A 13845-nucleotide genomic window follows, 5' to 3' on the forward strand; every position below is an offset into this window, starting at 1 on the left:
CCCTCCGATTGCGGGCGTCTTGGCACAGGCGGGCGGCGGTGGGCAACTGCGAAGAGCAAAAGCACGGAGAACGCCGTGCTATGGACCTGGCGGCCCGCAGCCGTTAGTTTCCAATTTTCCCATGAGGTCCGACATGCTCAAGCTCTACTACGCGACCGGCACCTGCGCGCTCGCCACCTACATGACCCTGGAGGAGGCCGGCGCCGACTACACGGCTGAACGGCTGAGCTTCAAGGATAACCAGCAGAACAGCCCGGACTATCTCGCGATCAATCCGAAGGGCCGCGTGCCGGCGCTGGTGACGGATCGCGGCGTGCTGACCGAGACGCCTGCGATGCTGGCCTACATCGCGCAGACCTTCCCCAAGGCGAAGCTCGCGCCGCTCGACGATCCCTTCGACTTCGCCCAGGTGCAGTCGTTCAATTCCTATCTCTGCTCGACCGCGCACATCAACCATGCCCACAAGATGCGCGGCGCGCGCTGGGCGACGCAGGAGAGCTCGTTCGCCGACATGAAGGCGATGGTGCCGAAGAGCATGGGCGCCTGCTTCTCCTTGATCGAGCAGAAGATGTTCAAAGGTCCCTGGGTGATGGGCGACCAGTTCACGATCTGCGATCCCTACCTCCACACGCTCTCGCTCTGGCTCGAGGGTGACAGCGTCGACATCAATGCCACGCCGAAGATCGCCGATCACTTCAAGCGCATGTCAGACCGCCCCGCCGTGCGCAAGGTGATGGACGCGCAGAAGGCGTAAGGTTCTTGTAGGGTGGGCAAAGGCGCGAAGCGCCGTGCCCACCATCTATCCGCGCTATGAAAGAAGTGGTGGGCACGCTTTGCTTTGCCCACCCTACGATAGCTTGCGCTTGGCTTGGTCCAATTCCCGTCCCGTCGCCAGCATCAGCCGCCGCAGCCAGATCGAGCCCGGGTCCATCTGTGCGCGGGTCGGATGGAACATGAACTGTTCGTCGATCCCGGGATCGAGCGGCGGCGTCACCGTGACGAGGCCGAACTGCTTCGACAGCGCCGCGATCAGCCGGCGCGGCACGAAGGCGACGAGGTCGGTGCGGGCGGCGACGTGCAGCGCTTCGAGATAGCCTGACACCACCAGCGAAATGTGCCGCTCGATGCCCTTGGTCCGCAGCCAGGTGTCGATGAGATCCTCCGGTTGGCCGCGGATGATCACGCCGACATGGCGTGCCGCCAGGAACGTCTCGCGCCGCTTCAGCTTCGCAGCCATGGGATGGCCGCGCCGCACCGCCAGCGCGTCGCTGTCGGTGTAGAGCAACTGGCGGTGAAAGCCCTTGAAGGCGTTGCCGATCGAGATCACGAGGTCGATGGTGCGGGCGAACTCGGCGTGGAAGATCGCAGGGCCCCGCCACGGTACGACGTCGATACGGACGTTGGGCGCGGCCCGCGTCACTTTTTCCATCAAGGGCGGCATCAGCAGCTCGACCGCGAGATCCGGCATCATCAGGCGGAATTGCCGCTCGCTGCGCGCGGCGTCGAAGTCGTCGGGTATGAACAGCCCGCGCACCTGGTCGAGCGCCTGGGCCAGCGGTGCGCGGAGGGCTTGCGCCCGCGGCGTCAGCTCCATGCGCGCGCCGGTGCGCACCAGCAGCGGATCGCCGAAGATGTCGCGCAGGCGTTGCAACGCATGGCTCGCGGCCGGCTGCGACAGCCCGATCCGAAGCGCGGCCCGGCTGACATTGGCCTCGCGCAGCAGCGCGTCGAGCGCGGTCAGGAGATTGAGGTCAAGCGAATTCAAATTCATAAGGCGAATAGATATCATATCCACTATCGATTTGAAGAATTCTTATCCGGCAGGGATGATCTCCGTGTTGCCACCAAACGGAGATGCCGCCATGAGCGCGAGCGCCAACAAGAAACTGATGCAGGATATCTTTGCCGCCGCCGCCAGCCCCGATCCGGCCGCGCGCGATCGGGCTCTGTTCGCCGCAAGCCTTGCCGACGATGCCAGATGGGTCGTCACCGGCCAGTATTCCTGGTCGCGCACCTTCACCGGCAAGGAGGCGATCCTCAACGATCTGCACGGTTATGTGCGCACCCGCTTGCGCGACCGGACCCGCACCGTAGCTCACCGTTTCATCGCCGATGGCGACGTCGTCGCGGTGGAAGCCAAGGGCGACAACGTCACGCCCGAGGGCGTGCGCTACGACAACGACTACTGCCTGGTGTTTCGTCTCGAGGACGGGAAGATCAAGGAGATCCGGGAATATTGCGACTCGACCCTGACCGAGAAGGCGCTCGGTCCGTTTCCGCAGACGCCCGTGAGGGCCGCGAGCTGACCGGATTGAGGACCATCTCGTCCGCCGACCGGTGCCGTCGGCCGCGTTCGGCGATGGTCGTGTCGATCTGGCGCAGGCTGATAGCGATTGTCCATGTCAGGCGCGAACGGTCGCGGGCCCGGTACCAGCTCGCCGCCATGAGCGACCGGGAGCTTCAGGACTGCGGCATGACCCGGGCGGAGATCGCGTACGAACTGAGGAGACCGGTGCGACGGAGTTAGACAAACGGACGAGATCCAGGTGCCGCCTGCCTCCCATTTTATCGTAGCCGGCGGAACCTTCGGGTTCCGCCGGACGTTTGCTCGGTTCGGAGGCAATCGCGCCCCCGGCATCGCACGCGTTTGGGACATTTCATGCTGGCTGGGGTTTCGGACGTTTCAACACAGGTGGGCCGCAGCTTTTCCGGACTCCGCGAACGATTGAGAGATGCGACTGCGAATGCGCACCGGGAGCTCGATGCGCAGCTTTCGTCGTTCGACCTCACAGTCCTGTCCGGTTACCGCCGCTTCCTGCAAGCCAGCGCCGGCGCACTTCTTCCGCTCGAAGCTGCGCTTGTGCAGGCCGGCGTCGCCAAGATGTTTCCGGATTGGCGGGAGCGAGCGCGTAGCGCCGCGATCGCGGCCGATCTCGCGCAGCTCGGCAGCGCCGCACAATCCACCGTGTCCGTGCCGCCGCTGACGCGCAGTGGCATGCTCGGCACGTTATACGTTCTGGAGGGCTCCCGGCTCGGCGCAAAGTTTCTACTGAAGGCGGTCGCGGATGCGGGCGATCCGCGCATCGGCGAGGCCACCGCCTATCTCAGCCATGGCGCGGGCAAACGGCTCTGGCAGAGCTTTCTGGCGAAACTTCAAAACGAAGAGGATTGCGACGCGGACGAGACGATCGAATCGGCACGTCTCGCCTTCGCGGCCTTCGAGCAGGCGGCGGACCGCGCATGAACGAGGCGGTCAATCTCACCAATTGCGATCGCGAGCCGATCCACATCCCCGGCAGCGTCCAGCCGTTCGGCTTCCTGCTCACGGTGCTGTCGGATTTCACGATTTGCATGGCCTCCGACAATGTCGACAGCTTTCTCGGGACTGACGTCGCCGACCTGCTCCAGCAGCCGCTGTCGCGCGTCATCTCGGAAGCCGCCGTCGAGACCATTCGCAGCCGCGTCGATCATCTCAGCGGCCCCGATACGACCGAGCGCATGTTCGGTGTCGAGCTCCAGGCCGGCAAACCGCCTTACGATCTCTCCATCCACTTCTCCGGAGCCTATCTGGTCATCGAGGCGGAGCCCAGCGTCAACGAGCCCGGCGTCAATTCCGGCGAGCTCGTCCGCCTGATGCTGGAGCGAATCCGCAAGACGCGCGGCATGACCGAGCTCGCCCGCGAGGCGGCGCGCCAGCTCAAGGTCCTGACCGGGTTCGACCGCGTCATGGTCTATCAGTTTCATCCGGACGGATCGGGCGAGGTGATCGCTGAAGCTGCGGAAGCCGGCCTCGAACGGTTCCTCGGCCTGCACTATCCGGCCTCCGACATCCCCAAGCAGGCCCGCATCCTTTATCAGCGCAACTGGCTGCGCATCATCGCCGATATCAATTCGAAACCAGCCGCATTGTTTTCGACGGCCACGCACAATGCTGGGCTGCTCGATCTCTCCATGAGCGTGCTGCGCTCGGTCTCGCCGATTCACATCGAATATCTGCGCAACATGGGCGTCGGGGCTTCGATGTCGGTGTCGATCCTGCGCGACGGCAAGCTGTGGGGCCTGTTCGCCTGCCACCATTATTCGCCGCGCTACATCTCGTTCGAGAAGCGCACCGCGTCCGAGCTGTTCGGGCAGATGTTCTCCTGGATCGTGGAGGGGCGCGAGCGCGAGGGCAATGTCGCCTACGAGATGCGCGCTCACCAGGTGCAGGAGCGGTTGATCGAGACCGCGGCCTCGCACGAGCACAGTCGGCGCGCGATTGTCGACTTCCTCGGCGACTATCGCGGGATGATCGATTGCGACGGCGTGGCGGTGTGGTCCGACAACAAGATCACGCTTCAGGGCCAGACGCCGACCGAGGACGAGGTGAAGGAGCTGGTTGCCTTCATCAACCGGACCTCGCCGGGACGGATTTTCGCCAGTGCCGAGATTGCCAAGGTCTATGCCGCCGGCCAGTCCTTTCGCGACCGCGCGGCGGGATTCCTCGCCATTCCGATCTCGCGGACTCCGCGCGATTGCCTGATCTTCTTCCGGCGCGAGGTCGTGCGCTCGGTGAACTGGGCCGGCGCGCCCGACAAGGTCTATGACGAGGGACCGAACGGACCGCGACTGACGCCGCGCAAGAGCTTTGAGCTCTGGCAGGAAACGGTGGCGGGCCAGTCGAAACCGTGGTCCACGGCCGACATCCGCATCGCCGAGAGCCTGCGCGTCACGCTGCTTGAAGTGATCCTGCAACTGTCCGACCTTGCCGCCCGCGAGCGTCGCGGCGCGCAGGAGCGGCAGGAGCTGATGATCGCCGAGCTCAATCACCGCGTCCGCAACATTTTGAGCCTCGTCCGCGCGCTGGTGGCGCAGAGCAAGGACACCGCCACGTCGGTCGAGGAGTTCGCCGGCGTGCTCGGCGGCCGCATCCAGGCCTTGGCCCGCGCCCACGACCAGATCACCAATTTGAACTGGGCGCCGGTCGCGCTGCGCTCGCTGGTCGAGTCCGAGGCCGGCGCCTATCTCGGCGCGCGCGCCGGCCGCGTGAAGATGGGCGGGCCCGATGTCGCGCTCGATCCCAAGGCGTTCGCGACGCTGGCGCTGGTCGTGCACGAGATGATGACCAATTCCGCCAAATACGGCGCGCTCGCGGATTCCACCGGCCAGGTCGAGGTGGTCTGGCGGCTCGATCCGAATTCGAGCCTCGAGATCGAGTGGAAGGAGAGCGGCGGGCCGCCGGTGCAGCCGCCGTCGCGCCGCGGCTTCGGCACCACCATCATCGAGCGCTCGGTGCCGTTCGACCTCAAGGGCGAAGCCGAGATCCGCTTCGACCTGCTGGGCGTCCAGGCCAAATTCGTCATCCCGCCCAATTTCGTCGAATTGGTCCCATCAATCGCAGGAGCCGCCATGCGCGTCGAAGAGCAGCAACCCGCCCGTCCACGAATTTCCGAGACGGCACTGATCGTCGAGGACAATCTGATCATCGCCATGGCGGCGGAAGTCATCCTGCTCGATCTCGGTGCCCGCCATGTCGATACTGCGGCGAGCGTCGACCAGGCGTTGCGCGCGATCGAGCGCACGCGTCCGGGTTTTGCGCTGCTCGATCTCAACCTCGGCAACGAGAGCAGCATCAAGGTGGCCGAGAAGCTGAAGGAGATCGGCGTGCCCTTCATGTTCGCGACCGGCTATGGCGAGCGCGCGCCGATCCCGGAAGAGCTGGCGTCCGCGCCGGTGGTCCAGAAGCCCTACACGCTGGAAGTCGTCGAGAACGCGCTCGGCAAATTGGAGGGGACGGTCGCTCAATAGACATCCATCCCGGCGACGCGTGCAGCGCTCTGCAAGCGGCTGCGGGCTTTGCGCCGAAACCTGCGCAACTGCCGATAAAATCAGCAGGTCCTGTGCGGGCCGGCGCACACATGCGCGAAAAATCGGAAGGTTCAATTAACGAGTGTCCCTCATTGTACCGCGGTGCAGCGTGGGTGCCGAAAAGCGACTCGCGGCTGCCGGGGGTGGCCGTGACGATTGCCGGGGTCGTTCGTCCGCCCGAATTCACATGCACCTGGGTGGACAGTGGGAATGCCGAACTTTCGTTTGCGGATCAGGGGGCGCCTGTACGCAGGCTTCATGGCCTTGGTGGCGGTTGGTCTCGTGATGGCGGTGGTCGCCATCTGGAATTTGCGGTCCGTGCAGGACCAGGTCGCAAAGGCTTCGGCGTTTTCGGACAGCACGGCGCGGGTCCTGGAGGTCTCGACCCATCTTCAGGCGATCCAGCGCGCCAATCTGCGCTACATCTACGACGCCAGCGAGCCCGCAATGAAGGAGGCCGCAGAGCGGGAGACCGCGGCGACCGAGCTGTTGAAGGCCGGGGCGCAGGGGACGCTCTCCGAGGAGCGGCGGAAGCTCTACAACGATCTGATCGCCGACATCGCGAAAATGCGAAGCCTGCGTGACAATCTCGGCGACGCCGTCAATGAGGCGCGGACGGGCAAGGCGACGCTGCTGCCGAGCGGTGACGAGCTGACTGTCAAGATGGGCAAGCTGGTCGATGTGGCGCGCGCAGCCGTCGACGAAGACACCGGGGCCCTCGTTGCGGATCTCGAATCCAGGCTCCTTCTCGTCCAGATCGCGAACTGGCGTTTCCTGGCCCTGCGCGACAGTAAGGGGCCCGCCAACTTCAGAACCAATGTGGACAGGGCGTCGCAGCGCCTCTCGGCGCTCGAAAAGAGCCCGCAGGCGACCGAACTGCGCACGACGCTCGCGCCGGTGAAGACCTCGCTCGGAATCTACAAATCCGCGTTCGAGACGACGTCGGCCGCGATGCTCCAGGCCGACGAGATCTACCACAAGAGCCTCGCGCCCCTCATCGTCGACAGCATCGCCAAGCTCAAGGTCGCGGAAGCCGCCTTGAAGAAGGACTACAAGGAGTCGCGCAGCCAGGCCGAAGCCGTGATTGACGGCACGACCACCGTGCAGGCGATCGCGGGCAGCCTTGCCACCCTGTTCGGATTGATCGTCGCCTTCCTGATCGCCCGCAGCATCGTCGGCCCCCTGACCTTGATGACGCGCGCGATGGGGCTGCTGGCCGGCGGCAATCTCGAGGTCGAGATTCCCGGGCGCGGCAAGGCCGACGAGATCGGCGACATGGCCAAGGCGATCGAGGTGTTCAAGACCAACATGATCGACACCGAACGGCTGCGCACGGAGCAGACCGAGACCGAGGCGCGGCAGGCGGAGAGCCGCAAGGCCGACATGGTCCGGCTCGCCGACCAGTTCGAGCAGGCGGTCGGCGAGATCGTCGACACCGTGTCGTCGGCATCGAACGAGCTGGAGGCTTCGGCCGGCACGCTGACGGCGACCGCGACGCGCGCGCAGAATCTGTCGACCGAGGTGGCCTCGGCGTCACAGGAGGCCACGGCCAATGTGCAGGCGGTGGCGTCCGCGACCGAGCAGCTGTCCTCCTCGGTCACCGAGATCGCCCGCCAGGTGCAGGAATCCGCTCGGATCGCCAACGAGGCCGTCGGGCAGGCGAGCAGGACCAATGAGCGCGTCGGCGAGCTGTCCAAGGCGGCCGCCCGCATCGGCGACGTGGTCGAGCTGATCAGCACGATTGCCGGCCAGACCAACCTCCTGGCGCTGAACGCCACCATCGAGGCCGCGCGCGCCGGCGAGGCCGGCCGCGGCTTTGCGGTGGTCGCCTCCGAGGTCAAGGCGCTGGCCGAGCAGACCGCGAAGGCGACTGGCGAGATCGGCCAGCAGATTTCGAGCATCCAGGCCGCGACCGAGCAGTCGGTCGGCTCGATCCGTGAGATCAGCGGTACGATCGAGCGGCTGTCGGAAATCTCGTCGGCGGTTGCCGCCGCCGTGGAAGAGCAGGGCGCGGCGACGCAGGACATCTCCCGCAACGTTCAGCAGGCCGCCCACGGCACGCAGCGCGTCTCGATCAATATCGGCGACGTCCAGCGCGGCGCCTCCGAGACCGGCTCGGCCTCCTCGCAGGTGCTCTCGGCGGCGCGCTCGCTGTCTTCAGACAGCAACCGGCTGAAGCAGGAAGTCGCGAAGTTCCTGGACTCGGTCCACGCCGCCTGACCGGCGCGGACCCGCAGAAGCAAAGGTCCACGCGCATGCGCGTGGCCTCCAAGAGCTGCGTCGCGCGATCAGGCGACTTTCGTCGTCATGTGCTTGAACATGTTGGCGCGCGCCTCGTCGTCCATCTCGGCCTTGAAGGTGAACTTGTCCTTCAGGGCAATCGCACGCGCCGCTGCCGGCCGCGCCGAGATCTCGTCCACCAGCCGCTTCACGTTCGGGTAGCGCGCAAAGGCATCGTCGCCGAGCTTGAACGGCACCATCCGCGCCCAGCCCCACAGCGCCATGTCGACGATCGAATAGCCGTCGCCGACCATGTAGCTGCGGCCTTCAAGGTGACCGTCGAGAATCTTGTAGTGGCGATCGGTCTCGTACTGGTAGCGGTTATGCGCGTAGTCGTGGTTCTGGTCCTTCGGCGCAAAATGCTTGAAGTGCACGGCCTGGCCCGAATACGGCCCGACGCCGGTGGCAATGAACATCAGCCATGACAGCGTCTCGCCGCGGACGTTGGCGGCGGGAAGGAACTTGCCGGTCTTCTCGGCGAGGTAGAGCAGGATGGCGTTCGAGTCGAACACGATGGTGCCGTTGTCGTCGATCGCCGGCACCTTGCCGTTCGGATTGATCTTCAGATAGTCCGGCGCGAACTGTTCGCCCGTGCGGGTGTCGATCTTGACCGGCTCGAAGGCCAGGCCGGCCTCTTCAAGATAAAGCGCGACCTTGGTCGGGTTCGGCGATCCGTTGAAATAGAATTTGAGCATGTTTGTCTCCCCGATTCCCTTTTTAGAGAATGAATGCAGCGTCGTGGCTTTCTCTGCCTGAACATGGCCTGGGAGAGCAACCGGCGAGTTTGCCGGGCGGTGTCTGCGCGGTACGCAGATCAGCCGGCGTAACAAGGGCCGATCGCCGCCGTAATGGCGGTTCAAGTCCGGCTGAGCCGTTCCCGCAGGAATTCAATGAAGCGCTGCGTCTTGGCTGGCAGCAGGCGCGTCTCGGTGACTGCGTAGACGGTGACGGGCGAGCCCTGCCATTGCGGCATGATGCGACGCAGCCGGCCATCCGCCACTTCGTCGGCCACGATCTCTTGCGGCAGAAAGGCGATGCCCATGTCGAGCGTTGCGAGGCGGCGGATCAGTCCCACGTTGTTGAGCCGAAAACGGCCGCCGACGTCGGTCTGCTCCATCTGCGTGCCCCTGTGTAACGTCCACGCACTCACCTTCGTCATGCACAGGCATTGATGACGGGTGAGGTCCGCCGGTTCATGCGGCTCGCCGTTGATGTCGAGATAGCGCGGCGAGGCGTAGAGATATCCCGGCATGCGGGCGAGCGGCCGCGCGATCATGTGGGACGGCTCTGATTCTCCGACGCGGATCGCCAGATCGAACGGCTCCGATACGAGATCGACACGTCGCGGCGTCAGGTCGAATTCGAAATCGATGTCGGGATATTGCTGCGCGAATTCGGCGATCAACGGTGCGAGGTAGGTGTTCGCGAAATCCACCGGCAGCGAGACGCGGAGCATGCCGCTCGGCTGCGCCAGCATCCCGTCCAGTTGCTCATGCGCCAGGCGCGCCTCGTCCACGATGCGCTTGCAGCGCTCGAAGTAGATCTGGCCGGCTTCGGTCAATTCGATCTTGCGCGTCGTCCGGTTCAACAGGCGAAGCCCGATCTCCTTCTCCAAGAGATCGATCCTGCGCGACAGCGTCGAATTGGGCATGTCGAGGGTCTTGGCGGCGCGACGGAAGCTGCGGGCCTTCGCGACCTCCACGAACAGTGCCATGTCGTTCAACAACGCCATTTCATTATTCCAATAATGGATCAATCAGTTCCATTTTACGGTATTTATTCCACTGAATGGAAGGTCCATCTGCCCTTTGCTGACATTGCAGGGCAAGCCATCCATGAAACGCGTAGAACTCGACAAGAACCTGAAGGTGAATCCGCCGGCGCTCGAAGGCCTCAGGCTCGCTGGATTGAATGTGGCGGTGATCGGCGGCACCGGCGGCATCGGCCGGGCGTTCAGCCGCCAATTGGCGGCCAAGGGGGCGCGTGTCCTCGTCGTCGGCCAGACGTTCCGCGATCAGAACGTGCCGGGCATCGCATTCATGCAGGCCGATCTGAGCCTGATGCGGGAAGCCAGGCGGATCGGCCGTGAGCTTCCCGCCGAGACGCTCGACATCGTCGTCTTCACGACCGGCATCATGGCGGGGCCCAGGCGTGAGGTGACGGCGGAAGGCATCGAACGCGATCTTGCCGTCAGCTATCTGAGCCGCTTCGTCATCCTGAACGCGATCGCCTCTCGTCTTGGAAGGGACAGGGCCACGGCCACATTCAAGCCTCGGATATTCGTCATGGGATTCCCCGGGACGGAGCAGAGGGCCGATGTCGGCGATCTGAATTCGGAACGGAGCTACAAGCGGTTCGCAGCCCACTCGAACACCGTGGCGGGCAACGAAGTGCTCGTCCTCGAGGCCGCCAGGCGCTTTGCCGATGTCGATGTGTTCGGCCTGAATCCCGGCTTCGTGAAGACCGATATTCGCGCCAATCTGCTCGGGTCGCGCGCGCTCGTCTCGCTGATCAACTGGCTGACCAGCTTCATGATGGTCGAGCCGGACGCCTATGCCGAGCGACTGGTGCCGCTCCTGGTGTCGCCTGATCTCAACGGCCGCAGCGGTGTCATGTTCAACAACAAGGCTGAGGCGATCCTGCCGAGCCCTTCGTCTACGGAGCGATCCTACGCGACGGCGCTCATGGATGCCTCCGATCGATTGATCGCACGTCTGGCGCCGTGAGGCCGCGCCTCGACGCTCAACTGGAATAGAGCAGGCCGACGACGGCGATGACGATCATCCCGGCGCCGACAGCGTCCAGCCGCATCGCGAGCCGCGTGGCGGCGTGCATGCTGGAGGCCCGCGTCTTGCGCTCCGATCCGCGCGCGTAGCCGTGTACGATGACGTCGTGATTGAAATTGTCATGCGCCTCGTTGCTGCTGGCGAGCCCGACGCAGACCATCAGCACGCCGAAGATCGCGAGGCCGAAAAAGCCGAGCAGGGCGATCAGGAACATCGGAAACATGCCGAGCAGGAAGATCGGCAGCAGCGGCACCAGCAGCAAAGTCTCGGACTGTCGTCGCATGGGAGCCGGACCGGTCAGGACGGGGCTGATCGGGCAAATGTAGTCCTGGCCGGTGCGTCATTCAAGGAGCCGTAGGGTGGGGAAAGGCGCGAAGCGCCGTGCCCGCCGCGTCTCACGCGGCACTCAAGATGGTGGGCACGCTTCGCTTTGCCCACCCTACGAGATCGCGGGAAACTACTCGACCGCCATGCCGGCGCGGATCTCGGCGCGGAGCTCGTCGATCAGCTTGAGACCTTTCTTGGTCTCGACATGCCAGAAGGTCCAGCCGTTGCAGGCTTGCGCCCCTTGCGCCACCGCGCCGATGCGATGGATCGAGCCGACCTTGTCGCCCAGCATGATGGCGCCGTCGGCACGCACCAGCGCACCGAGCTTCTTCTTGGCGTCGAACAGCTTTGTGCCGGGCATGATCATGCCGCGCTCGATCAGCTCGGAGAACGCGACCCGCGGCGCTTCGCGCGCGGTCATGAACGGGGCGAGGCTTTCTTCCGGCAGCGGCTCGACCGCAGCGATGCGGGCTTCCGCCGCCTTGGCATAGGTCTTGTCGCGCTCGAAGCCGATATAGGAGCGGCCGAGACGCTTGGCGACAGCACCCGTGGTGCCGGTGCCGTTGAAGGGATCGATCACGAGATCGCCGGGCTTCGACGACGACAGCAGCACGCGCGCGAGCAGGCCTTCCGGCTTCTGCGTCGGATGCACTTTCTTGCCGTCGGCGCCCTTGAGGCGCTCCTCGCCGGTGCAGAGCGGGATCAGCCAGTCGGACCGTGCCTGCACGTCCTCGTTCGCCGCCTTCAGCGCCTCGTAGTTGAACGTGTAGCCCTTGGCTTTTTCGTCACGCGCGGCCCAGATCATCGTTTCGTGCGCGTTGGTGAAGCGGCGGCCGCGGAAGTTCGGCATCGGGTTCGACTTGCGCCAGACGATGTCGTTCAGGAGCCAGAAGCCGAGGTCCTGCATGATCGCGCCGACGCGGAAAATGTTGTGATAGGAGCCGATCACCCAGATCGTCGCCGACGGCTTCATCGCGCGGCGGGCGGCAAGCAGCCAGGCGCGGGTGAAATCGTCATAGGCGGAGAACGAATCGAACTTGTCCCAGTCGTCGTTGACGGCATCGACATGGGATTCGTCGGGGCGCTTCAGATCGCCCTTGAGCTGGAGATTGTAGGGCGGATCGGCGAACACGAGGTCGACCGAACCGGCCTGAAGCTTCGACATCTCGGCGACGCAATCACCGAGGATGATGCTGTGCGAAGCGGACTCAAAATTTGTGCGGGGCGCCCTTGCAGACGCCCCGCGACGCGACACTACCATGACTCAAGAACTCTGACTCAGGCGACGCTGTCGGCGACGCGGGACCAAACAACCGACTGACCGTTACAATGGAGCGGCAAAGTAAAAATCGACTTAACCCGCCGCTTTCGTGAGCATCCCTCGCATCGCGCATGGCGCGCGTTTCGCTCTGCGCATTCGTCGTGTTTTCCAGTGTATTTCGTATTTCTTCGCGTTGCGGGAGCAGTCAGGTCGCCAAATTTCTCTCGGAAAAAATTGCACGACCCCGGAAAAAATTGCTGGCATCGGCATGCTGTCGCACTAGGCAATAATTGCCGAGCGGGATATTGATTAACGCATTGGAAATTTTACGTGTGTGGCGCGTTGAGCTTTCGCGCTTCTGCGCCCAAATGACGCCAATTGAGGACTGAGGGAAACCCGCCATGCGTTATGATGATTTCCGCCGCAGCGACGACATTGAGGATCGCCGCGACGGCGGTGGCGGCATGGGCGGCGGCGGAGGCGGGTTCGGCCTGCCGATGGGCGGCGGCGGTCTGGGCATCGGCACCATCATCGTGCTCGGCCTGGTCGGTTATGCCTTCGGCATCGATCCGCGCATCCTGATCGGCGGCGCCGAGATCCTCACCGGCGGCGGCCAGGCGCCTTCCTACCAGACCGATCGTCAGTCGACCTCCGCCAAGCGCGGCGCGCCGACCGACGAGATGGGCAGCATGATCTCCGGCATCCTCGGCGAGATCGACGACCGCTGGAGCGAGATCTTCCAGGCCAGCGGCCAGTCCTACACCGGTCCGAAGGTGGTGCTGTTCCGCAACGTCACCAATGGCGGCCGCTGCGGCCGGGCAGAGTCGGCGATGGGGCCGTTCTACTGTCCGCCGGATCGTACCATCTTCCTCGACACCAGTTTCTTCCGCGAGGTCGAGACGCGCTTCCGCGGCTGCTCCGGCAAGTCCGCCTGCAACTTCACCACCGCCTACATCATCGCGCATGAGGCCGGCCATCACATCCAGAACCTGCTCGGCATCATTCCGCGCGTGACGCGGCTGCAGCAGCAGGCCGGCAGCAAGGCCGAGGCCAATGCGCTCCAGGTGAAGGTCGAATTGCAAGCCGACTGCCTGTCCGGCGTCTGGGTCAATCGCGAGTCGAAGAAGCGTCCGAACTTCCTCGAGCCCGGCGACATCGACGCCGCGTTGACCACGGCGAGCGCGATCGGTGACGACACGCTGCAACGCCAGGCCACGGGACGCGTCGTGCCCGATTCCTTCACGCACGGCTCGGCGGCGCAACGCAAGCAGTGGTTCATGACCGGCTACCAGCAAGGCACCGTCCAGGCCTGCAACACGTTCGGCAGCGGGTCGTAGTCGCCAG

General features: G+C 64.5%; 13 protein-coding genes. 8 read left to right on the forward strand and 5 right to left on the reverse strand.

Going from position 1 to position 13845, the window contains the following annotated elements:
- Window positions 1-133 precede the first annotated feature (133 nt).
- On the forward strand, window positions 134-754 hold the full coding sequence (locus ABIB95_RS39830) for a glutathione S-transferase family protein (protein WP_071917660.1): 621 nt from the start codon (window positions 134-136) through the stop codon (window positions 752-754).
- 93 nt (window positions 755-847) lie between these two features.
- Here the strand turns inward: ABIB95_RS39830 and ABIB95_RS39835 are convergent, their stop codons facing one another.
- Window positions 848-1771: a LysR family transcriptional regulator gene (locus ABIB95_RS39835; RefSeq protein ID WP_247314324.1), complete on the reverse strand. Its 924-nt coding sequence runs from the start codon at window positions 1769-1771 to the stop codon at window positions 848-850.
- Between the two features lie 91 nt (window positions 1772-1862).
- On the opposite strand from ABIB95_RS39835, the gene ABIB95_RS39840 reads away from it, so the two are divergent.
- The 5 genes from ABIB95_RS39840 (at window position 1863) to ABIB95_RS39860 (ending at window position 8067) form a co-directional block, all read left to right on the forward strand.
- Window positions 1863-2306, forward strand: coding sequence for a nuclear transport factor 2 family protein (locus tag ABIB95_RS39840; RefSeq protein WP_247314322.1), 444 nt, complete (start codon window positions 1863-1865; stop codon window positions 2304-2306).
- A gap of 53 nt (window positions 2307-2359) precedes the next feature.
- A complete protein-coding gene (locus ABIB95_RS39845) occupies window positions 2360-2527 on the forward strand; it encodes a DUF1127 domain-containing protein (RefSeq protein ID WP_247314320.1) in 168 nt (55 codons plus the stop codon).
- Window positions 2528-2659: 132 nt separating this feature from the next.
- Complete coding sequence (locus ABIB95_RS39850; RefSeq protein ID WP_354121001.1) at window positions 2660-3244, forward strand: biliverdin-producing heme oxygenase; 585 nt, start codon at window positions 2660-2662, stop codon at window positions 3242-3244.
- Complete coding sequence (locus ABIB95_RS39855; protein WP_354248111.1) at window positions 3241-5787, forward strand: HWE histidine kinase domain-containing protein; 2547 nt, start codon at window positions 3241-3243, stop codon at window positions 5785-5787. Before ABIB95_RS39850 ends, ABIB95_RS39855 begins: the two co-directional genes overlap by 4 nt.
- Window positions 5788-6057: 270 nt before the next feature.
- Window positions 6058-8067 carry a HAMP domain-containing methyl-accepting chemotaxis protein gene (locus tag ABIB95_RS39860; protein WP_354248113.1) on the forward strand — a complete coding sequence of 670 codons (2010 nt, stop codon included), beginning with the start codon at window positions 6058-6060 and terminating at the stop codon, window positions 8065-8067.
- A 68-nt stretch (window positions 8068-8135) separates the two neighbouring features.
- Here ABIB95_RS39860 and ABIB95_RS39865 read toward each other — a convergent pair whose 3' ends face one another.
- On the reverse strand, window positions 8136-8822 hold the full coding sequence (locus ABIB95_RS39865) for a glutathione S-transferase family protein (protein WP_354248115.1): 687 nt from the start codon (window positions 8820-8822) through the stop codon (window positions 8136-8138).
- Window positions 8823-8983: 161 nt separating this feature from the next.
- A complete protein-coding gene (locus ABIB95_RS39870; protein WP_354248117.1) occupies window positions 8984-9859 on the reverse strand; it encodes a LysR family transcriptional regulator in 876 nt (291 codons plus the stop codon).
- Window positions 9860-9962: 103 nt separating this feature from the next.
- Here ABIB95_RS39870 and ABIB95_RS39875 point away from each other — a divergent pair, with 103 nt between their 5' ends.
- On the forward strand, window positions 9963-10853 hold the full coding sequence (locus ABIB95_RS39875) for an SDR family NAD(P)-dependent oxidoreductase (RefSeq protein WP_354248119.1): 891 nt from the start codon (window positions 9963-9965) through the stop codon (window positions 10851-10853).
- A 16-nt stretch (window positions 10854-10869) separates the two neighbouring features.
- Here the strand turns inward: ABIB95_RS39875 and ABIB95_RS39880 are convergent, their stop codons facing one another.
- Window positions 10870-11196: a hypothetical protein gene (locus ABIB95_RS39880; RefSeq protein WP_071916154.1), complete on the reverse strand. Its 327-nt coding sequence runs from the start codon at window positions 11194-11196 to the stop codon at window positions 10870-10872.
- A gap of 174 nt (window positions 11197-11370) precedes the next feature.
- Window positions 11371-12501: a site-specific DNA-methyltransferase gene (locus tag ABIB95_RS39885; RefSeq protein ID WP_354248122.1), complete on the reverse strand. Its 1131-nt coding sequence runs from the start codon at window positions 12499-12501 to the stop codon at window positions 11371-11373.
- Between the two features lie 401 nt (window positions 12502-12902).
- Between ABIB95_RS39885 and ypfJ the strand changes: the two genes are divergently transcribed.
- Entirely contained in the window at window positions 12903-13838 is a 936-nt protein-coding gene (gene ypfJ, locus ABIB95_RS39890) for a KPN_02809 family neutral zinc metallopeptidase (RefSeq protein WP_063985124.1), read from the forward strand.
- Window positions 13839-13845 lie beyond the last annotated feature (7 nt).

Origin of the sequence: Bradyrhizobium sp. LA2.1, assembly GCF_040547725.1 — a bacterium.
GTDB classification, from domain to species: domain Bacteria; phylum Pseudomonadota; class Alphaproteobacteria; order Rhizobiales; family Xanthobacteraceae; genus Bradyrhizobium; species Bradyrhizobium barranii.

Coding starts and splice junctions, on each gene's coding strand:
- ABIB95_RS39840 (WP_247314322.1), top strand. CDS start 1,863: ATGAGCGCGAGCGCCAACAAGAAACTGATGCAGGATATCTTTGCCGCC.
- ABIB95_RS39880 (WP_071916154.1), bottom strand. CDS start 11,196: ATGCGACGACAGTCCGAGACTTTGCTGCTGGTGCCGCTGCTGCCGATC.
- ABIB95_RS39835 (WP_247314324.1), bottom strand. CDS start 1,771: ATGAATTTGAATTCGCTTGACCTCAATCTCCTGACCGCGCTCGACGCG.
- ABIB95_RS39845 (WP_247314320.1), top strand. CDS start 2,360: ATGGTCGTGTCGATCTGGCGCAGGCTGATAGCGATTGTCCATGTCAGG.
- ypfJ (WP_063985124.1), top strand. CDS start 12,903: ATGCGTTATGATGATTTCCGCCGCAGCGACGACATTGAGGATCGCCGC.
- ABIB95_RS39850 (WP_354121001.1), top strand. CDS start 2,660: ATGCTGGCTGGGGTTTCGGACGTTTCAACACAGGTGGGCCGCAGCTTT.
- ABIB95_RS39830 (WP_071917660.1), top strand. CDS start 134: ATGCTCAAGCTCTACTACGCGACCGGCACCTGCGCGCTCGCCACCTAC.
- ABIB95_RS39855 (WP_354248111.1), top strand. CDS start 3,241: ATGAACGAGGCGGTCAATCTCACCAATTGCGATCGCGAGCCGATCCAC.
- ABIB95_RS39865 (WP_354248115.1), bottom strand. CDS start 8,822: ATGCTCAAATTCTATTTCAACGGATCGCCGAACCCGACCAAGGTCGCG.
- ABIB95_RS39870 (WP_354248117.1), bottom strand. CDS start 9,859: ATGGCGTTGTTGAACGACATGGCACTGTTCGTGGAGGTCGCGAAGGCC.
- ABIB95_RS39860 (WP_354248113.1), top strand. CDS start 6,058: ATGCCGAACTTTCGTTTGCGGATCAGGGGGCGCCTGTACGCAGGCTTC.
- ABIB95_RS39885 (WP_354248122.1), bottom strand. CDS start 12,501: ATGGTAGTGTCGCGTCGCGGGGCGTCTGCAAGGGCGCCCCGCACAAAT.
- ABIB95_RS39875 (WP_354248119.1), top strand. CDS start 9,963: ATGAAACGCGTAGAACTCGACAAGAACCTGAAGGTGAATCCGCCGGCG.